The following is a 19,371-nucleotide window of genomic DNA, read 5'->3' as shown; positions in this document are numbered from 1 at the left end:
GTCGGCGTGCGGGCCTGGTCAGTTCTGGGCGATGGTGAGGTAGACCGTCGCGAAGTCGGTGATGGCGAGGAGTTCGGCGAGGCATTCGAGCTCGTTGCCCTCCTCGGGTTCGAGTTCGCTGATCGGGGTGTCGTGGGTGAGCGCGAGTTCGCGCGCGGCCGGGGCCGCCGAGAGGCCGCCGGTGGGCCGGTCGCGCAGGAGGACGATCCGGGCGTGCAGCCGCGCCGGCTCGTCGACTCGGTCGCGGAAGAAGTCGTCGGGGTCCGCGCCCGCCGCGAGCGAACCCGCCAGGAGAACACCGTGGGCGGGCAGCGCCTCGGGCAGCGCGGCGGCGAGCGCCGGGTGGCCGGACAGCTCGCTGAGCACAGCGGCGAACCGGCGCCCGGCCGGGGCCGCGCCCACGCCCTCGGTCCAGATGAGCGGCAGCGACTGGGCGAGCTCGGCGGCGAGCGTCTTGGCGGGATTGCTGTACGTGGCGATCGCCGGGCCGCAGCGTTCTGCGGTGCGGTCGAGGCGGGCGGCGATCTTCTCGATCGTCTCGGGGGGCGCGCTGAGCAGGCCGACTCGGTCGAGCAGCGCGAGCAGCGGTGTGAACAGCGACCACAGCGCTCCGGGGCTCGCGGCGGACATCTCCGGCTCGTCGGGCTCGAAGGGGCCCGACGCCATCGGGACGAGCAGACCGTGCACCCCGTCCACGGCCTCCGCGAGCGGGGAGCGCTCGGGGGCGACCGCGACGACGTTGCAGCCCCTGCGGTAGGCCTGTTCGGCGAGGAGGGCGAGGCCGGGCTCGGTGCCGTCGGGGGTGGTGATGAGCAGCAGGTCGACGGAGCCCGCCCAGCCCGGCAGGGTCCAGCGGAGCGCGCCGGCCGCGGGTGCGACGCCGGTGGACTCCAGGCGGGTGACCGGCGCGGAGGCGCCCGCGAGCGCGGTGATCAGGTCGGCCACGCCCGCCGCAGCGGTGCCGGGTCCGGCGATCAGTACGGATCGGGGGCGGCCCTCCGGCTTCAGCTCGGCGATACCGGCCTCGGTGGCGTGCCGGGCCGCGGTACGGACGCGGGCGCCCGCCTCCGCGGCGCCGCGCAGCAGCCCACGGCGGTCGGCCCTGGCGAGGGCTTCCGGTGCGTCGAGCAACGACTCGTCGAGCATGGGGGTGGGCCTCCGGCTCTGCTGGGGTGTACCGGGACTGCGCGGGCGGGACCCGCACCCTGCGTCAGGCGGGGCGGCGGGCCTCGTCCACCAGGAGGACCGGGATGCCGTCCCGCACCGGGTAGGCCAGGCCGCAGTCCTTGCCGGTGCAGATCAGCTCGGGCTCGTCCGCCGAGGTCGCGTCGCGGAGCGGGGCGTGGCAGGCCGGGCAGGCGAGGATCTCGAGGAGGCCGGCTTCGAGCGGCATGGGGTTCCCTTCGGCGGTTCTACGTTGCGTGGTTCTGCTGCCGTACGCGTACGGGGTGCGCGCGCGGGGGGTTCGGGCCAGGTCAGCCTACCGCCGGGGGCGGCGGGGTGCGTGGCCGATGAGGGCGGTGGTTCGGGGGCCGGAGGGGGTTCGGGGTGGCTGCCCGGTTTGGCTCCGGGGCCGCCTCCCGGAAACGCGCCCCGCGGGTGGGTCCCCGGGCCCGCCCGACCCCGGGGACCGCGGCGGCCCTTGGCTCTCTCGATCCTGCGGGCCGTGCGTGGCTGAGCGCGCAGTTCCCCGCGCCCCTCAACCCCCTCCACATCTGCGGGCCGCGGGTGGCTGGGCGCGCAGTTCCTCGCGCCCCTGGCAGAACCGGTGCGGGCCCGGACGGAGCAGGTCGCGCAGTTCCCCGCGCCCCCAAAAGCCCCTGTCGACCGCGGACCGTGGTCGCTTCTCGCGCAGTTCCCCGCGCCCCTAAAAGCCCCTCTACACCTGCGGACCGTGCATGGCTGGGCGCGCAGTTCCCCGCGCCCCTAAAAGCCCCTCTACACCTGCGGACCGTGCATGGCTGGGCGCGCAGTTCCCCGCGCCCCTGGCAGAACCGGCGCGGGGCCGGACGGGGCAGGGCGCGTGGTTCCCCGCGCTCCTTGCCCCCCTCCACCCTGCGGACAAACCCGCGCTCGCCGTGTCAGGCGCGGACCAGTGCCAGGACCTCGTCCCTTACCTTGGCCATCGTCGTGGCGTCGCGGGCCTCCACGTTCAGGCGGAGCAACGGCTCCGTGTTGGAGGCGCGCAGGTTGAACCACCAGTCCTGGGCGGTGACGGTCAGGCCGTCGAGTTCGTCGAGGGTGAGGCCGTCCTGGCCCTCGTAGGCGGCGCGGACCGCGGCCGCGCGGGCCTTCTGATCCTCGACCGTGGAGTTGATCTCGCCCGATCCCGCGTAGCGGTCGTACTGGGCGACGAGCGCGGACAGGGTGCCCTCCTGGCCGCCGAGCGCGGCCAGGACGTGCAGCGCGGCGAGCATGCCGGTGTCGGCGTTCCAGAAGTCGGCGAAGTAGTAGTGCGCGGAGTGCTCGCCGCCGAAGATCGCTCCGGTGGCCGCCATCTCCTGCTTGATGAAGGAGTGGCCGACCCGGGTGCGGACGGGGGTGCCGCCGTTCTCGCGGACGACCTCGGGGACGGACCAGGAGGTGATCAGGTTGTGGATCACCGTGCCACCGGGGTGACGGGCGAGTTCGCGCGCCGCGACCAGGGCGGTGATCGCGGAGGGCGAGACGGGCTCGCCCCGCTCGTCCACGACGAAGCAGCGGTCGGCGTCACCGTCGAAGGCGAGGCCCAAGTCGGCGCCTTCGGCGATGACGCGGGCCTGGAGGTCCACGATGTTCGCCGGGTCGAGCGGGTTGGCCTCGTGGTTGGGGAACGTGCCGTCGAGCTCGAAGTACATCGGCACCAGGTCGAGGGGCAGGCCGTCGAACACGGTGGGCACGGTGTGCCCGCCCATGCCGTTGCCCGCGTCGACCACGACCTTGAGGGGGCGGATGGCGGAGAGGTCGACGAGGGACTTGAGATGGGTCGCGTAGTCCGTCAACGTCTCGCGCTCGACGATCGTGCCCGCCTTCGCGGCCACGGTGGGCGCGCCCTGCTCGGACCACCGCTCGACGAGCGCGCGGATCTCGGCGAGGCCGGTGTCCTGGCCGACCGGTGCCGCGCCCTTGCGGCACATCTTGATGCCGTTGTACTGGGCCGGGTTGTGCGAGGCGGTGAACATCGCGCCCGGCAGGTTCAGGGCGCCCGAGGCGTAGTACAGCTGGTCGGTGGAGCACAGGCCGATGAGGGTGACGTCCGCGCCCAGGGCGGCCGCTCCGCGCGCGAAGGCCGCCGAGAGGCCGGGCGACGAGGGGCGCATGTCGTGGCCGACGACGATGGCGTCGGCCTGGGTCACGGTGACGAAGGCCGCGCCGAACAGCTCGGCGAGGGACTCGTCCCATTGATCCGGCACCACTCCGCGGACGTCGTACGCCTTCACGATCTGCGACAGATCAACAGCCACGGCCCAGCCTTCCCTGATGTCCTCGCCGACGCCCTCCCCGGGGTGCCGACCCGCTTCCCAAAGTACCCGGCGCCGCCTGGGAACAGGGCACAGCTTCGGTGGACCGGCCGGCGACCGCGTCAACTCGGCCGCGGCGCCCGGGGGTTCGGGGCAGGAGGCGAGAAAGGTGCGCGGCGGGGGTCAGGATTCGGGCGAGCGCAGGACGCGGAGATGGCCTCGGCGGCCGACCTCGACGGGGTCCGCCGCGCGCGCTCCGCCGGCCTCGGCGGCGCGCTCCTGGGGGCGGGCCGCCTCGCGCACGGCGTTGGCAAGCGCTTCCAGGTCGTCGCCGCTGGGGCGGGACGGAGCGGAGGCATCGGTCAGTCGGACCACCTCCCAGCCGCGGGGCGCGGTCAGCCGCTCGCTGTGCTCGGCGCACAGGTCGTAGCAGTGGGGCTCGGCGTAGGTGGCGAGCGGACCGAGAACTGCGGTCGAGTCCGCGTAGACGTACGTCAGTGTCGCGACGGCAGGGCGGCCGCACGCGGTGCGCGAACAGCGACGTACAGGGCTCACGACGTTGGACGGTACCGCACTCTTGACCGGGCCGCGACGACTCTCCACCAGCTCACTCCCCCGTGTCGCACTGTGAGCTCGGGCACAGGGCTGGTCCGGGCAACTCCGCTGACCTGCACGGGAACAGGGGGCGCCGGGTGGTTACCCGCCTTCTGGCGGGCGCCACTTGGGAATGATTCGGTCACAGCACATCAAATCGGTGCCGGCGGACGGGCTGGTAACCGCTCTCTTTCGCGGCCGAAATGGTCATCCGGCGACAGACCCCCGACTTGCGCCCTCCTGGGCCGTCACCGCGATCGCCACCGGCCCCGGAGGGCTACGCTGCATCAGTGATGGACAGCTCCAGTTCAGCCGAAGGTACTGGCTCCCGTTCGGGGCCCCGGCGCCGCGACCGGCACGGCCGTGGCATGCGCGGGCCCGTGGCACCGCCGCAGGTGCCGCTCTCGGTCAGCAGGGCCGAGACCTTCCGCGATCTCGTGCTCGACTCGGTGGAGCGCCTGGAGCGCCGCTGGCCGCAGCTCGCGGAGGTGGAGTTCCTGATCAGCGACGTGCCGTTCAAGGACGCCCCCCATGCCGACGACGACGGGGAGCCCGAGGCCTGGAGCGACGAGGCGGTGCCTCTCGGGCGCGCGGTCGCGGCCGGCAAGGACCGGCCCGCCCGGATCCTCGTCTACCGCAGGCCGGTGGAGATCCGCACCAAGAACCGGGACGAGCGGGCCCTGCTCGTCCACGAGGTCGTGGTCGAGCAGGTCGCCGAACTCCTGGGCCTGGCCCCGGAGTCGGTCGACCCCCGGTACGGGCAGGAGTGAGCATCGGCTCCCGGTACGGGCAGGAGCGACCCCGGGGCCGCCACTCCTGAGCCGTGACACTCCTGGGTCGCCACTCCTTGCGGACGCCGGGCCCGCTACTTCCCTAGGACGGACAGGTCCTGGGAGGCGGCCGGCACCGCGACCGTGCCCTTGTCGTCGGCCGGGGTCTGCACCGTGAACATCGGCACGCCGTCCTGGGTGACCGCCAGTGTGCGCGCGGCGTAGACGGGGCCGCTGCTCGGGTCGGGCTCGATGGTCAGCGCGTACGAGCCCTTGAGGCCCTGGGGGGCCTGCGGGTCGATGGCAAGGGTGGTGCCGGCCTTCACGGTGTACGTCTTGGACTGCGGCTCGCCCCCCTCGGTGCCGGCGGAGGAGGTGACCTTCACCGTGGCGTCCTTGGCGCCGGGCGCCGTCAGGGCGAGCGTCGAGGCCTTGGCGCGGTTGTCGGTGACCGTCGCGCGCGTGCCCACCGGAGCGGTCGCCGGGATGAAGGCGATCTCCTGCTTGTCGCCGGTGCCCCGGACCACGCGCAGCGCCGCGACAACCGGAGTGCCGCCGTCCGAAACTGGGCTGAGCACCAGGGAACCCGACTCACCCCTCGTGACGTTCTTGAGATCAAAGGACGCCGTCATCCCCGATTTCACATGGACGCTGTCCAGCCCCACCGGTGTGAAGCTGCTCCCCTTGCTCGCCAGCTTCACCTTGAGGTCCGCGTCGTCCGCGCCCTGGGCGTGAACGATGAGGCGTACGTCGGTGGCGTCGCCCGGGATGCCCGGAAGCACCTGGGTGGGGGCCGCGTCCGCCGAGGCGGCCAGCCAGTCCGCGCCCGCCTTCGCGTCGGTGGCCTGCACCGCCGCGCCGACCCGGCCCGCCCGGGTCGTGACATGCACCGTCAGATCGTCGGCCACCGTGCCGGTCAGAGTGGAGAGGAGCACGGGAACGCTCGACTTGGCGGGGATCGTGATGCCCTCGCCGACGTCGGCCTTGAGGGGACCGTCCTTGCCGAAGAGCTCGATGTCGGCGACGGCCGCGGTGTCGTCCGGGTTGGTGAGGTGGACGTAGTCCTGGCGGTCCTTGGCCGTGGACGCGCCGGGGAACCAGAAGTCCGCGTCCGGCGCGGAGCAGCCGAGGCCGAGCAGGGCGCGGCCGACGCCGCCGGTGATCTGGGTGGTCTGCTGGGCCGCCCAGCCCGGGGCCAGCGCTCCGTCGGCCGAGCCGGTGAGGGCGGGCGCGTCGGCGCCGGACACGGTGGCGGCGGTCGGCTTGCCGGGCTCCTTGAGGGAGATGACCGGCTTGTCGGAGGCGGTCTTCGCGGACGCCTTCTTGTCCTTGCCGTCCTTGTCCTTTCCGTCCTTGGCCTTGTCGGTGGAGGGGGTGCCGGAGTCGGCGGGCGGCGGCACCGCCGGGGTCAGCGTCGCCGTGGCCGGCTTGCCCTGCGGTGCGCCCTGCGCCGTGCCCTTGGGGGTGAACGCCGTGTACGTCGTCTGGGCGAGGTCGGAGTTGCTGGGCGCCGGGCACAGCAGGCTGGAGCGCTCGACGGGCAGTCGCGCCGGTGACGTGGCGGAGGTGTCGGCCGAGCCGGCGGGCGCGGTGAGCGAGGCGAAGCCGGTCAATGCGGCCAGCGCGACCGCCGCCGCGGCGAGGGAGAGGGTGGTGCGCTTCACTGCTGGCTCCCGTCGGGGCGGTGCGGCTGCTGCTCGGGCTGCTCGGGCGGGTACCCGTAGCCGTACGGGTCGTACGGGCCCTCCGGGGGCGGCTGTTGGGCGCCCGGCTGCTGGTAGGGGTCATAGCCCTGCGGGCGGCCGCCCTGCCCGTCGCCGTACCGCCCGTCGCCACCCTGTCCGTCGCCGTACTGTCCGTCGCCGTACTGGCTCTCCCCCAACTGCCCCTCCTCGCCCGGGACTTGGGGGTAGGAGCCGTCCGGATAGTGCTGCTCGGGGTAGGACGCCTGGGTGTACTGGCCGTCGGAGTACGGGCCTTCGGGGTACTGGCCCTCGGGGTACGGCTGGTAGCCGGGGTAGTGCTGCTGGTACGGGTCGTAGCCCTGCTGCGCCTGCTGGTCGTGCTCGGCGGTGTCGGCCGGGGAGGTGGTGGCGTACTGCGCCGTGTCCCACTCGCCGTACGCGGGCTGCTGGGGCACCTCGGCGGGACGGGCCGGCTGCTCGGAGGACGGGTCCCCGCTTTCCGGCGCGGCCTCGGCGTCGGCCTGGGCGCGGAGCCTGCGGGCGCGCCTGCCCTCACCGGTGACGGCCTGTGCCGGGACGGCGGCCGCCGGGGTCGGCTCCTGCTCGGGCAGGTCGTCGTCGATCTCCCGGCGCCGGCCCGGCAGGGCCAGCACCAGCAGGACGAGGGCGAGCGCGGCCTGGGTCCAGATCCACACCGTGTGGGTGAACGGGGCGTCGTAGGTGACGTCCAGGCGGCCCGCTCCGGCGGGCAGTTCGAAGCCCTGGGCCCACTCGTCGACGGTGGTCTTCTTGAGCGCCTTGCCGTCGAGGGTGGCGCTCCAGCCGGGGGCGGCCGTGTCGGCGATGCGCAGGACGCGGCCCGCCTCGCCCGCCGGGACGGCGGTGTGGATGTCGACCGGGTCAGCGGCGACCGGCAGGCTCTCGCCGCCCTTGGCCGGGACGATCACCGCGCGCGCGACCTGGCGGTCCACGCGCCACAGCGCGCTGCCGTCGAGCTGGCTGAGCCGGGTGAGCCCGGGTGTCGAGTCCAGGGTGCGGGCGAACGCGCGGGGCGCTCCGTCGCGGACCAGTACATAGCGCACGGCGAATCCGCTGAGCTGGCTCGACTGGTCGGCGCCGGAGCCCGCGACCAGGTTGGAGACGACCTTGCCGAGCCGGGCGGCGCCGCTGCCGGACGCGGCGAGTTCGGCGTCGCCGAGCTGCGCGCCGGAGCCCCTGACCAGGGTGTAGGCGACCTTGGCGGGCGAGGTGCCGCCGAGGACCAGGGTGCGGGCCTGGTCGCGGGTGCCGCTCTCCTCGGCGACGAACGCCGGCACCTGGACCGGGTCGCGTCGCTTCAGCGGGCCGTCGGCGCCGCCGATCATCCAGTGCGCGGCGCTGTACACCGGGCCGAGCGCGGCCGCGAGCGCGATCAGCGCGGCGACCGGCTGGCGCCAGCCGAAGCCGTGGCCGGCGACCCGGGTGCGGCCGTACTCGGCGCCGAGTACGGCGGCGGCGAGCAGCGCGAGCCCGTAGACCAAGGTGGCCGGGCCCGCCCAGGCGCTCCGGTTCGACAAGGCCGCGAAGAGGAACCCGGTCAGCGCCACGACCCAGGAGGTGCGGATGGCGAAGGCGCGCTCCTCGCGGAGCAGCGCGGCGAGCGCCGCCCCGACGATGCCGATGAGCAGCAGCCCGCCGACCGTCTTGGGTCCGCCGGGGCTCGCCCCGAGCAGATCGAGCGCGCCCGCCGAGCCGTCGCCGTACTCAAGGCCCGCCTCCTTGAGGAAGCCGGACGGCCCGGTGAGCAGGGTGAGCGACCAGGGCGCGAGCATCAGCACCGGGGTGCCGACGGCGGCCAGCAGGCGCAGTCCGTACGCCGTGATGTCGCCCCGCCGCAGCGCGAGGACACCGAGGCCGAGCAGCACCGCGAGGGGCCACACGACGGGGGTGAACGCCGTCGCGACGGTCAGGAGCAGCGCGTACGTCCAGGTGGCGCGCCAGCTGCCGCGCGCCCCGTCGCCGCGGAACCCGGCGGCGGACACCCCGGCCCGGGCGAGCGGCGGCAGCAGGATCGCGAGGACGGCGGTGCCGAGCCGGCCCGCGGCGAGCGCGCCGGTGGCGGCGGGCAGGAAGGCGTAGGCGATGGCCGCCCAGGCGCGCAGTTGGCGCGATGCCACCAGCGGCCGGGAGGCGAAGTAGGCGGTGAGCCCGGCCAGCGGGACCGAGCAGACCAGGAGCAGGGTCAGCGCTAGGCCGGTGGAGCCGAAGCAGAGCGCGGACAGCACGGCGAGGATCGCGAGGTAGGGCGGGGCGGTCTGGGTGCCGCCGGCGCCGATGGGGTGCCAGGCGTCGGCGTACCGGCTCCACAGGCTCCCGATGTGATCGGGCGCGGGCAGCAGGGCGCCGCCCATGAGGGTGCCGCCGCCGAGCAGATTGCGGCAGGCGACCAGGGAGACGACGAGGAGGAGCGCGAAGAGGACCGGCGCGGGTTTGCGGGCGATCTTCTTGAGGCGGGCGAACTGCTCGATCTCCAGGAAGTCGGCGTCGTCGCCGCCGGGTCCCGATTCGACGGCGCCGTGCCGGGAGCCGCCGGTGTCCTCGGTGCCCGCGCCGAGGCTGCCCGCCACCGATTCGACGGTGGCGCGGATGGTGGCGCCGGGCGGCGGGAACAGCGGGCGCAGTTCGCCGGCCTCGACGCCGCTCTTGCCGCGCCTCTTGCGTCCGGCGAGGATCCTGCCGGGGCGCAGCAGGGTGCCGAAGAGGCCCATGACTTCGTCGACGGCCTGGCCCGGCACCTTGCCCACGAGGTAGGCGACGGTGCGCAGGACGGTGCCGACCACGATGCGCAGAAACACGTAAGGGAGCAGCGCGGGACGGGAGTTGACGAGCATGGTGTAGACGGCGCCGGCCTTGTCGACCCGGTGCGGGTTGACGACCGAGCGGCCCGCGCAGTCGACGGTGCGCCGTTCGCGGGCGGCGGCCTCGGCGTGGCGGACCGCGGCGTCGGGGGCGACCAGGACGGTGTGTCCGGCCGCGTGGGCGCGCCAGCACAGGTCGACGTCGTCGCGCATGAGGGGCAGTCTTCGGTCGAAGCCGCCGAGTTCCTGCCACACGTCGCGGCGGATCAGCATGCCCGCGGACGACACCGAGAGGACCGGGCGGACCTGGTCGTGCTGGCCCTGGTCCTGTTCGCGCCGGTCCAGGCCGGTCCAGCGGCGCCCGCTGTGGGCGATGGAGACGCCGACTTCGAGGAGTTGCTTGCGGTCGTACCAGCCGCGGAGCTTGGGGCCGACGATCGCGGCCCGGGGGTTGGAGTCGGCGACGCGCAGCAGTTCGGCGAGCGCGTCGGGCTCGGGCGCGCAGTCGTCGTGGAGCAGCCAGAGCCACTGCACGGGCTCGCCGTGCGGGAGTTCGGGCAGGTCGTAGCTGTCGTCGCGCCAGGTGCGCGAGACGGGGTCCCAGCCGCTGGGCCGCTTGAGGTACGCCAACTCCTCGGGCCCGAGTACGGGCGCGGTGCGGGCGGCCTCCTCGACGGCGGCGCCGAATCCGGTGCGGCGGGCGAGGTGCAGGACGCGTTCGTCGCCGAGGGCCTCGGTGATCAGGCGCGCGGAGTCGTCGGCGCTGCCGGTGTCGGCGGCGTAGGCGTTCTGTACGGGGCGTTCCTGGCCGAGGAGTCCGGCCAGGACGTCGGGGAGCCAGCGTGCGCCGTCGTGCGAGACGAGGACGGCGGTGACGACATGGCGGGGGAATTCGGGAGTCGTGGCCGCCTCGTACGGGGCCGTCGACTGGCTGTGCACGGACATCGAGGTACGGGCCCCTCCGCCCCGGAAGGCTGCTGTGCTGACTGCGGTCGGCGCGGCCGGTGTCGCGAGACGGGCTCTGACGTGACCGGAGTGCCGTGGACAGCGCCCCACACTAACGGCTGCCACACAAGCGGTCCGCCGCCTGCGAGCGGGGCGCAGACGGCGGACCGTTGGTTGTGTACGGAGTTGGGCGGTTTGGGGTCCCCGGGGCGGTCGCCGGGGTGGTCGCCGGGGGTCGGACGGCGGACCTGTGGGGCCTCAGACGGCGGCCTTCTTCAGTCGCCGGCGCTCGCGCTCGGACAGGCCGCCCCAGATGCCGAACCGCTCGTCGTTGGCGAGTGCGTACTCGAGGCATTCCGAGCGGACCTCGCAGGCGAGGCAGACCTTCTTGGCCTCTCTGGTGGAGCCGCCCTTTTCGGGGAAGAAGGATTCGGGGTCGGTCTGGGCGCAGAGGGCCCGTTCCTGCCAGCCGAGCTCCTCTTCGGCCTCGTCGACCAGCAGTTCCTGAAACAGCTCGGTCATGTGCGCCCCTCGTCTGTCTTTGCTGCCCCGTGATGTTGCCGTTACCGAAACCGGCCGAACGACACGAGTGAAATTACAAGTGTGTGGATCCGGGCGAGTCAAGCCGAGATCTGCTATTGGGTCCTGTATTCACTCTGCGGAACCAAGGCCCTGCGGAAAGTGTTCAAATCAGGCAAAAGGTGACACATGCCACTGGCTCACGCCACCGCCTCTCGCGCCGGTCCGCTCGGTTCCCGTTCGATCGCGACTACAAGGGAGGACGAGACGAGTGTTGATCTTGTTGCGCCCGGTACCCCGAAAGCGGCCCGGATCACATTCGGATCACGAGATGTTGACGACGTTTGATTGCCCGTCTGCTGCGCCACATCTCCCGCCCCAGGACTGCACAAACCTTTCTCCGGCCCCAGTAACCGGATGAGGTGAAACATTGCGGCCAAATCGGTCATTGGGTTGACAACGGATCCATGAGCCGGTCTCCTGGATCGCATGTCAGCGACCACAGCGCACCGAGCGACCCACATCCGTGGGTTCCGCAGCGCTGTCCAGGCGCGCTGTTGCTGTTCCAGCTGTTGATCCCGCACCGCTTGCCCGTGCGATCCAGCTTCTCCCCCGCCTTCCCTGAGACGCCACGCGTCCGGACGGCCGCCGTCTCCACGAGACACCTCATCTGCGACACCCCAGCGCCATGCCGAGGAACCCCCGCACCATGAACAGCAGCCACAGCGACCTCCAGATCGCCGGCGACATCCTGGAGGTCCAGCACCTCCTCCAGCCCGCCCGTGAGCACCCCGCCACCGTCGCCGAGTTCGCCGGACTGGCCCGCTCCATCGCCGCCGACCGCTCCCAGTGGGCCCACCTCGTCCAGTACGACGCGGTCTCCCGCTGGTACCACCGCCTGCGCACCGTTCCCCAAGCTCTCGGCTCCGCTCGAGCAGGGGAGGCCCCAATCGGCTACGAGGTCTGGCTCCTGTCCTGGGTGCCCGGGCAGGGCAGCGGCGCCCACGACCACGGCGCGTCCTCGGGCATCCTGACCGTCCTGGACGGCGAGTTGACCGAGCACACCGAGCGCGGCGTACGGAGTCTGGCCGCCGGGTCCCAGCGGGTGTTCGCGCCGGGCTACGCCCACGACGTCGTCAACGACTCCCTGGAACCGGCCGTGAGCCTGCACGTCTACTACCCCGGCCTGACCGACATGCCGATGCACCCCGCCCAGAGCCCCCCGGCGACCCAGGACGCGGTACCGGCCTGACCACCGCCCCGCGCCCGGCGGGCCGCGCCTGACAAACTGTCCGCATGCGCATTGTGGTTCTGGCAGGCGGCATCGGTGGTGCCCGCTTCCTCCGTGGTCTCAAGTCCGCCGCCCCCGACGCGGACATCACCGTCATCGGCAACACCGGTGACGACATCCATCTGTTCGGCCTCAAGGTCTGCCCCGACCTGGACACCGTGATGTACACCCTGGGCGGTGGCATCAACGAGGAGCAGGGCTGGGGGCGTACGGACGAGTCCTTCACCGTGAAGGAGGAGCTCGCCGCGTACGGGGTGGGGCCCGAGTGGTTCGGGCTCGGCGACCGCGACTTCGCGACCCACATCGTCCGTACGCAGATGCTCGGCGCGGGCTACCCGCTGAGCGCCGTCACCGAGGCGCTGTGCGCGCGCTGGCAGCCCGGCGTCCGTCTCCTTCCGATGTCCGACGACCGCGTGGAGACCCATGTCGCCATCGACGTGGACGGCGAGCGCAGGGCCGTGCACTTCCAGGAGTACTGGGTGAAGCTGCGGGCCTCCGTCGAGGCTCAGGCCGTCGTGCCGGTCGGCGCCGAGCAGGCCAAGCCCGCGCCCGGCGTGCTCGAAGCGATCGCCGCGGCCGACGTCATCCTCTTCCCGCCGTCCAACCCGGTCGTCTCGGTCGGCACCATCCTGGCCGTGCCCGGCATCCGCGAGGCGATCGCCGAGGCGGGGGTGCCGGTGGTGGGCCTGTCCCCCATCGTCGGGGACGCACCGGTGCGCGGCATGGCCGACAAGGTGCTGGCGGCGGTCGGCGTGGAGTCCACGGCGGCGGCGGTCGCCGAGCACTACGGCTCGGGCCTGCTCGACGGCTGGCTCGTCGACACCGTGGACGCGGCCTCGACCGCCCGCGTCGAGGAGGCGGGCATCCGCTGCCGCGCGGTGCCGCTGATGATGACGGACCTGGACGCGACGGCCGCGATGGCCCGCGAGGCGCTGACCCTGGCCGAGGAGGTCCGCGCGTGAGCCCTGCTTCCTTCCGGGTGTGGGCGGTGCCCGGGCTGCCCGAGGTGGGCGCCGGCGACGACCTCGCCAAGCTGATCGCGGCGGCCGAGCCCGGTCTCGCCGACGGCGACATCCTGCTCGTCACCTCGAAGATCGTCTCCAAGGCGGAGGGCCGGATCACCGAGGCCGCCGACCGCGAGGCGGCCATCGACGCCGAGACCGTACGGGTGGTCGCGCGCCGCGGCACCCTGCGCATCGTCGAGAACCGGCAGGGCCTGATCATGGCCGCGGCAGGCGTGGACGCCTCCAACACCCCCGCCGGAACCGTCCTGTTGCTGCCCGAGGACCCGGACGCCTCGGCCGCCGCGATCCGGGCCGGGCTGCGCGACGCGCTCGGCGTCGAGGTCGGCGTGATCGTCACCGACACCTTCGGCCGGCCCTGGCGCAACGGGCTCACCGACGTGGCGATCGGCGCCAGTGGCGTACGCGTCCTGGACGATCTGCGCGGCGGCACCGACGGGCACGGCAACCCGCTGAGCGCCACGGTGATCTCGCTCGCCGACGAACTCGCGGCCGCGGGTGACCTGGTGAAGGGCAAGGCGGGCGGGCTTCCGGTCGCCGTCGTCCGCGGCCTCGGCCACCTCGCGGGCGACGGCTCGGCCCGCGAGATGGTGCGCGCCGCCGCCGACGACATGTTCCGCCTGGGCACCTCCGAAGCGGTACGGGAGGCGGTCACCCAGCGGCGTACGGTACGGGCCTTCACGGACGAGCCGGTCGACTCGGGGGCGGTGCGGCGCGCGGTGGCGGCGGCGGTGACCGCGCCGGCCCCGCACCACACCACGCCCTGGCGGTTCGTCCTGCTCGAATCGGCGGAGTCCCGCACCCGGCTGCTCGACGCGATGCGGGACGCCTGGATCGCCGACCTGCGCCGCGACGGCAAGTCCGAGGAGTCCATCGCCAAGCGCGTCGCCCGGGGCGAAGTCCTGCGCGCCGCACCGTACTTGGTGGTCCCCTGCCTGGTGACGGACGGCGCGCACCACTACGGCGACGAGCGGCGCGACGGTGCCGAGCGCGAGATGTTCGTGGTCGCCATGGGCGCCGGTGTACAGAACTTCCTGGTGGCCCTCGCGGGCGAGCGGCTCGGCTCGGCGTGGGTGTCCTCGACGATGTTCTGCCGCGATGTCGTACGGGACGTCCTCGGCCTGCCCGCCGGCTGGGACCCGATGGGCGCGGTGGCCGTCGGTCACGCGGCCGAGCCACCCCGCGAGCGCCCCGAGCGCGGGGCCTCGTCGTTCATCGAGGTGCGCTGAGCCCACCCCTTGGCCCAACTCCCTTACAGGACCGCGATGTTGTTGGGCTGGAAGCGCGGGGCCCGGCGCGGCGGGACGCGTCCGCTGAGCAGGATCAGCCGGGCGGCCCGGTGGCGCTGGCCCGCGTACGGTTCGAGCAGGGCCAGCATCTCGTCGTCGTCGGCGTTGCGGTTGCCGGCCAGGGCGTGGCCGATGATGCCCGGCAGATGGAGGTCGCCGACCGTCACCAAGTCGGCCGCGCCGATGGCCCGTTGGAGGGTTTCGGCGGCCGTCCAGGGGCCGATGCCGGGGATGAGCCGCAGGCGCGCTTCGGCGTCCTTCGGGTCCATCGCCGCGGCCTCCTCCATGCGGCGGGCCACCCGCACGGCGCGCATGACGGTGTCCGAGCGCTTGGAGTCGACGCCGGCGCGGTGCCACTCCCAGGACGGGATCAGCGCCCACTGCCTCGCGTCGGGCATTACGTACATGCCCTCGGGGGCGCCCGGGGCGGGCTCGCCGAAGCCGCGCACCAGGAGCCGCCAGGCGCGGTAGGCCTCGGTCGCGGTGACCTTCTGTTCCAGGACGGACGGAATCAGTGACTCCAGGACCAGTCCGGTACGGGTCAGGCGCAGGCCGGGGCGGTTGCGGTGGGTCTCCGCGAGGAGCCGGTGGCGGGGCTCGAAGGCCTCCGGGTCGTCCAACTCCCCCAGCATCGCCGGGAGTTGCTCCAGCATCCACTCCGCGCCCGCGCCCCACGCCTCGGCGTGCGCGGTGTCACCGGCGGCGGTCACGCGCAGGGTGGCGGGGCCGGCGGGGGTGCGGGAGGTGCGCCATACCGCGCCGTCGGGGGTGGTGCGGTAGGTGGGGTCGCCGGGGCCGCGTCTGAGGGGGCCGAGGGTGAGGGCGAGGTCGAGGGGGCCGCTGCGGGCGGCCCACGTCCGTTTCCGCCCCGGCACGCGGGCGCCTGCGGCGGGCTGGTGGGGGGTGGGGGTGCGGGGGGTGAATCGTCCTGCCACGATCGGTGTCCTCAGAGCTGGGCTACCCCCCGAGCCTACGCGCCCCGGCCCCCTGGGGCTCCGCCCCAGACCCCGACGCGTTTGCCCACCCACCCGCCCGTGCAGCGCGTTGAAGGGTTCGGCCCCTGGGGCTCCGCCCCAGACCCCGTATCGCGCCTGAACGGCGCTCGTCCTCAATCGCCGGACAGGCTGAGATGCTGGCCAGCACCGAGCAGTTAAGGGGCGCGGGGAACTGCGCGAGAAGCGGGCACGGTCCGCAGCCAAAAGACCCTGGGGCTCCGCCCCAGACCCCGTTCGCGCCTTAAGGGCGCTCGTCCTCAATCTCCCCCAAGGCCTTAAGGGCCAGGGGGGACCCCCATGACGGGCTGAGGTGCTGGCCAGCACCGAGCATTTAAGGGGCGCGGGGAACTGCGCGACCAGCCACGCACGGCCTGCGGACGAAAACGGGTTTTTGGGGGGCGCGGCCGGGTGGGGGCTACTGGTCTGAGGAGAAGCGGAGCGCGCCCGCCGGCAGGACCGCGTCGCACCATACCCGCGCCCCCGCGCAGAGCTCGTTGTCCGGCCCCACCACCGCTCCGTCCCCCACGACCGCCCCCTCCAGAACCGTACGGGCCCCGATGCGCGCGCCCACCCCGACGAGCGAGTCCGTGATCACCGCTCCGGGGGCGACGACGGCGTCGGACAGGATCGCGCTGCCGACGATGCGCGCGCCCTCGCCCACCACCGCCCCGCGGCCCACCACCGTGCCGCCCGTGAGCTTCGCGTCGGGGGCGACCCGGGCCGTCGGCAGGACCAGGCGGTCGCCGCAGCGGCCCGGGACGGCGGGGGAAGGGGCGCGGCCGAGCACCAGGTCGGCCGAGCCCCTGACGAAGGCCTGGGGGGTGCCCAGGTCGAGCCAGTACGTCGAGTCCACCATTCCCTGGAGGTGGGCCCCGCGCGCCAGCAGACCGGGGAAGGTCTCGCGTTCCACCGAGACCGGACGCCCCTGCGGGATCTCGTCGATCACCGAGCGCCGGAACACGTACGCCCCGGCGTTGATCTGGTCGGTGACGATCTCCTCCGGCGTCTGGGGTTTCTCCAGGAACGCCGTGACCCGGCCGGTCGCATCCGTGGGGACCAGGCCGAACGCCCTCGGGTCGTCGACCCGGGTGAGGTGTAGGGACACGTCCGCGCCGGACGCGTCGTGGGTGTCGACCAGCGCCCTGATGTCCAGGCCGGTCAGGATGTCGCCGTTGAAGATGAGGACCGGCTCGTCGGGCCCGGAGCGCAGCCGCGAGGCCACGTTGCGGATCGCGCCGCCGGTGCCGAGCGGCTCGTGTTCCGTGACGTATTCGAGGGAGAGGCCGAGCGCCGAGCCGTCCCCGAAGTACGGCTCGAACACCTCGGCCAGGTAGGAGGTGGCCAGAACGATGTGGTCGACGCCCGCCGCGCGGGCGCGGGCCAGCTGGTGCGTCAGGAAGGGGACGCCGGCCGCCGGAACCATCGGCTTGGGGGTGTTCACCGTGAGCGGGCGCAGCCTGGTGCCCTTGCCGCCGACAAGGAGGATCGCTTCTGTCACCTGTCGTCTCTGCTTCCTGCTGGGGCCGGCCTTCGGATTCCGTCGCATCGTTCGGCGGAACTCCCGGCCGGCCAGTGTATGCAGACCCCCCGGACGCCATTCGCCCCGGTCAGCGCCGGCCCTGGTAGTGGGCCGCGGTGACCCGGGCGGCCCCGAGCCTCCCGTACAGGCGCGCGCCCGGGCAGTCGGTGGAGAATCCGTCGCGGTGGCCGGCGATGGCGTTGAACCTGACGCTGCGGCCCTTCTTGTAGCGGTTGCCGCCGCCCGAGACGAGCGTGCTCTTGCCCGCCGGGTTCACCCCGTACAGACCGAGCTTCCAGGCCGCGAGTTGCTCAACTGCCTTGAGGGCGGCGGCCGTTGGGCTCGTCCTGGTGTAGGTGCCGAGGACCGCGATGCCCGTGCTGTTGGTGTTGAAGCCGAGCGTGTGCGCGCCGAGCACCGCCTTGCTGACGCCCCCGGCCCGGCCCTCGTAGATGTTTCCGCACTTGTCGACCGCGAAGTTGTACCCGATGTCCCGCCAGCCGCTGCTCTTGACGTGGAAGCGGTAGATGCTGCGCAGGACGGAGGCCGACTGGGCGCAGTTGTAGCCGTTGCCGGACGCGGTGTGGTGGACGAAGGCGACCTTGACGCTCTTGGTGTAGACGAAGCCGCGCTCCCGCAGCCGCTCGTCGGCGCCCCAGCCCTTGCGGGTGACGATGCGCGGTCGCGCCCCGATGTACGGCCGGGCCGGCTCCGCCGCACCGACCGCCTCCCCGGCCGCGACCACCTCCCCGGCCCCGGCCATCTCACCGGTCCTGATCATCCCGCCGGCCCCGGCCTCCTCACCGGTCCCGGCCCCGGCCTCCGCCTCCGCCTCGGTCCGGCTCTCGGCCTGGTCGAGGGCGGGCAGCACGTCGGGCTCCCGCAGGGAGCGGGCGCCGTCGTCGCTCCCGGCCGGTCCGGTGCCCGGGTCGACGAGGTCGAGGCGCAGGCCCCCGGGGAGTTCGCCCTCGGGGTCGTCGGGTCGTACGTGTGCCTCGACGGCGTCGGAGTCGCCCACCCACAGGGGCGCGGTCGAGCCGTGCAGGGGGCGCTCCGCCTCGGCGGTGCCGGGGTCGGCGGCGTGGTCGTGGTTGTGGGTCTCCAGGTCCTGCCAGGGGGACCAGGTTCCGCCCGCGCGGGAGCGGGTGCGCACCTGGACGCTGCCGTGCAGTTCGGCGTCGGCGTTGTCCCAGACCACGCCGACCAGCGAGAACGGCCGCACCTCCCGCCGGGCCAGGCCCTCTTGGGCGGCGCCGCCCGCCGCCCGGTCCGTATCGGGCAGCGGCCCCATGGGCAGCGACTGGGTGGATCCGGCGAGTTCGGCCGAGGCGGGGGACGCGACGGCGGACGCCGCCGCGACGGGGGCCGTGGACGCCAGGGGGACGGCGAGGGCCGCGACAGCGGCGACGCCGATCGAAGACGCAAGGAAGCTACGCATGGTGACGATCGTGGTCATACTTGTACAAATCTGTCCATTGCTGAACTGACGGGCCGTCGGCCAAACCGGTGTACGCGCCCGGCCCACCGGCGCCGTTGCCGCCCGGGCGCGCCGCGTAGCCTTGGCCGCGTGAACGCCAGCGACCGCACCCCTGCCGACCTGCTGCGATCCGCGCTCGCCGCGGACCCGGGCCGCCCCTTGATCACCTTCTACGACGACGCCACCGGCGAACGCGTGGAACTGTCCGTCGCCACCTTCGCCAATTGGGTGGCCAAGACCGCGAATCTGCTCCAGGGCGATCTCGCCGCCGCGCCCGGCGACCGGCTCGCGCTGCTGCTCCCCGCGCACTGGCAGAGCGCGGTGTGGCTGATGGCCTGCCACTCGGTGGGCGTGACCGTCGAGAGCGGCGGCGACCCGGCGGCGGCCGACCTCGTGGTCACCGGCCCCGACACCCTGGAGGAGGCCCGCGCCTGCACCGGCGAGAGGGTGGCGCTCGCGCTGCGCCCGCTCGGTGGGCGCTTCCCGCAGCCGCCCGCGGGCTTCGTGGACTACGCCGTCGAGGTGCCGGGCCAGGGCGACCGTTTCGTGCCGTTCTCACCGGTCGACCCGGACGCCCCCGCGCTCGCCGTGGACGGCGCGGAGCTCAGCGCCGCCGAACTCGTCACCCGGGCCCGGGCGGAGGCCGCCGCACTCGGCCTCGACGCAGGTGCGCGGCTGCTCTCGGCGCGGGCCTACGACACCTGGGCCGGCCTCGCGAGCGGCCTGTACGCCCCGCTCGCCTCGGGCGGCTCGGTCGTGCTCTGCCGCAACCTCGCCCAACTCGCCGACGGCGGGCTCGAGAAGCGGATCGAGAGCGAGCGGGTCACCCAGCGCGCGCTGTGAGCCTCCCGCCCCGGTGACGAGACGCTGATCTCCACCCCGGTGGCCCACCACGGGGCCCGGCCCCCGGCCTCCGGCGGGACCTCCGGTACATGATCGGTCGTACGCAACCATGCGCGCGATTCGGCCGTCTACCGGGGTGCCCGGC

The 19,371-nt window shown here is 73.6% G+C and carries 15 protein-coding genes; 5 read left to right on the top strand and 10 right to left on the bottom strand.

From position 1 onward, the window contains the following. Positions 1–18: 18 nt before the first annotated feature. The 4 genes from DWB77_RS23085 to DWB77_RS23070 form a co-directional block, all read right to left on the bottom strand. Complete coding sequence (locus DWB77_RS23085) at positions 19–1,146, bottom strand: SIS domain-containing protein (protein ID WP_120723063.1); 1,128 nt, start codon at positions 1,144–1,146, stop codon at positions 19–21. 64 nt (positions 1,147–1,210) lie between these two features. After that, entirely contained in the window at positions 1,211–1,393 is a 183-nt protein-coding gene (locus tag DWB77_RS23080; RefSeq protein WP_120723062.1) for a Trm112 family protein, read from the bottom strand. A gap of 688 nt (positions 1,394–2,081) precedes the next feature. Further along, entirely contained in the window at positions 2,082–3,443 is a 1,362-nt protein-coding gene (locus tag DWB77_RS23075; RefSeq protein ID WP_120723061.1) for a phosphomannomutase/phosphoglucomutase, read from the bottom strand. A gap of 180 nt (positions 3,444–3,623) precedes the next feature. Further along, the gene (locus DWB77_RS23070; RefSeq protein WP_120723060.1) at positions 3,624–4,043 is read right to left on the bottom strand and encodes a DUF3499 domain-containing protein; all 420 of its coding nucleotides are present in this window, start codon (positions 4,041–4,043) and stop codon (positions 3,624–3,626) included. A gap of 284 nt (positions 4,044–4,327) precedes the next feature. Here DWB77_RS23070 and DWB77_RS23065 point away from each other — a divergent pair, with 284 nt between their 5' ends. Next, on the top strand, positions 4,328–4,804 hold the full coding sequence (locus DWB77_RS23065; RefSeq protein ID WP_174248723.1) for a metallopeptidase family protein: 477 nt from the start codon (positions 4,328–4,330) through the stop codon (positions 4,802–4,804). Between the two features lie 95 nt (positions 4,805–4,899). On the opposite strand, the gene DWB77_RS23060 is transcribed toward DWB77_RS23065, so the two are convergent. From DWB77_RS23060 to DWB77_RS23050, 3 genes are all read right to left on the bottom strand, one after another. Continuing rightward, positions 4,900–6,468 (bottom strand): DUF5719 family protein, encoded by a 1,569-nt coding sequence (locus DWB77_RS23060; protein WP_120723058.1) that lies wholly within the window; start codon positions 6,466–6,468, stop codon positions 4,900–4,902. Next, positions 6,465–10,271 carry a glycosyltransferase family 2 protein gene (locus tag DWB77_RS23055; protein ID WP_120723057.1) on the bottom strand — a complete coding sequence of 1,269 codons (3,807 nt, stop codon included), beginning with the start codon at positions 10,269–10,271 and terminating at the stop codon, positions 6,465–6,467. Before DWB77_RS23055 ends, DWB77_RS23060 begins: the two co-directional genes overlap by 4 nt. Before the next feature lie 258 nt (positions 10,272–10,529). Continuing rightward, entirely contained in the window at positions 10,530–10,793 is a 264-nt protein-coding gene (locus DWB77_RS23050) for a WhiB family transcriptional regulator (RefSeq protein ID WP_053723761.1), read from the bottom strand. Positions 10,794–11,499: 706 nt separating this feature from the next. On the opposite strand from DWB77_RS23050, the gene DWB77_RS23040 reads away from it, so the two are divergent. Genes DWB77_RS23040 through DWB77_RS23030 form a run of 3 tightly spaced genes read left to right on the top strand, consistent with a single transcriptional unit; the run spans position 11,500 to position 14,332 of the window. Next, positions 11,500–12,042 carry a cysteine dioxygenase gene (locus DWB77_RS23040; protein WP_120723056.1) on the top strand — a complete coding sequence of 181 codons (543 nt, stop codon included), beginning with the start codon at positions 11,500–11,502 and terminating at the stop codon, positions 12,040–12,042. A 44-nt stretch (positions 12,043–12,086) separates the two neighbouring features. Next, complete coding sequence (gene cofD / locus DWB77_RS23035) at positions 12,087–13,043, top strand: 2-phospho-L-lactate transferase (protein WP_120723055.1); 957 nt, start codon at positions 12,087–12,089, stop codon at positions 13,041–13,043. Further along, the gene (locus DWB77_RS23030) at positions 13,040–14,332 is read left to right on the top strand and encodes a coenzyme F420-0:L-glutamate ligase (protein ID WP_120723054.1); all 1,293 of its coding nucleotides are present in this window, start codon (positions 13,040–13,042) and stop codon (positions 14,330–14,332) included. Before cofD ends, DWB77_RS23030 begins: the two co-directional genes overlap by 4 nt. Positions 14,333–14,355: 23 nt before the next feature. On the opposite strand, the gene DWB77_RS23025 is transcribed toward DWB77_RS23030, so the two are convergent. The 3 genes from DWB77_RS23025 to DWB77_RS23015 all read right to left on the bottom strand — a co-directional run bounded on the left by DWB77_RS23025 (position 14,356) and on the right by DWB77_RS23015 (position 18,344). Beyond that, a complete protein-coding gene (locus DWB77_RS23025) occupies positions 14,356–15,327 on the bottom strand; it encodes a DNA-3-methyladenine glycosylase family protein (protein ID WP_120723053.1) in 972 nt (323 codons plus the stop codon). Positions 15,328–15,802: 475 nt separating this feature from the next. Next, complete coding sequence (locus DWB77_RS23020) at positions 15,803–16,885, bottom strand: nucleotidyltransferase family protein (protein WP_120723052.1); 1,083 nt, start codon at positions 16,883–16,885, stop codon at positions 15,803–15,805. A 109-nt stretch (positions 16,886–16,994) separates the two neighbouring features. Further along, positions 16,995–18,344, bottom strand: coding sequence for a peptidoglycan recognition protein family protein (locus tag DWB77_RS23015; RefSeq protein ID WP_120728130.1), 1,350 nt, complete (start codon positions 18,342–18,344; stop codon positions 16,995–16,997). Between the two features lie 129 nt (positions 18,345–18,473). Between DWB77_RS23015 and DWB77_RS23010 the strand changes: the two genes are divergently transcribed. Next, on the top strand, positions 18,474–19,226 hold the full coding sequence (locus DWB77_RS23010) for a TIGR03089 family protein (protein WP_120723051.1): 753 nt from the start codon (positions 18,474–18,476) through the stop codon (positions 19,224–19,226). Positions 19,227–19,371: the final 145 nt, after the last annotated feature.

Origin of the sequence: Streptomyces hundungensis, from assembly GCF_003627815.1 — a bacterium.
GTDB classification, from domain to species: Bacteria; Actinomycetota; Actinomycetes; order Streptomycetales; family Streptomycetaceae; genus Streptomyces; species Streptomyces hundungensis_A.
This window is presented reverse-complemented; position numbering and strand designations above follow the sequence as displayed.

Excerpts from the sequence above, each read along its gene's own strand:
- DWB77_RS23085 (WP_120723063.1), bottom strand. The coding sequence starts at position 1,146 with ATGCTCGACGAGTCGTTGCTCGACGCACCGGAAGCCCTCGCCAGGGCC.
- DWB77_RS23080 (WP_120723062.1), bottom strand. The coding sequence starts at position 1,393 with ATGCCGCTCGAAGCCGGCCTCCTCGAGATCCTCGCCTGCCCGGCCTGC.
- DWB77_RS23065 (WP_174248723.1), top strand. The coding sequence starts at position 4,328 with ATGGACAGCTCCAGTTCAGCCGAAGGTACTGGCTCCCGTTCGGGGCCC.
- DWB77_RS23055 (WP_120723057.1), bottom strand. The coding sequence starts at position 10,271 with ATGTCCGTGCACAGCCAGTCGACGGCCCCGTACGAGGCGGCCACGACT.
- DWB77_RS23050 (WP_053723761.1), bottom strand. The coding sequence starts at position 10,793 with ATGACCGAGCTGTTTCAGGAACTGCTGGTCGACGAGGCCGAAGAGGAG.
- DWB77_RS23040 (WP_120723056.1), top strand. The coding sequence starts at position 11,500 with ATGAACAGCAGCCACAGCGACCTCCAGATCGCCGGCGACATCCTGGAG.
- cofD (WP_120723055.1), top strand. The coding sequence starts at position 12,087 with ATGCGCATTGTGGTTCTGGCAGGCGGCATCGGTGGTGCCCGCTTCCTC.
- DWB77_RS23015 (WP_120728130.1), bottom strand. The coding sequence starts at position 18,344 with ATGCGTAGCTTCCTTGCGTCTTCGATCGGCGTCGCCGCTGTCGCGGCC.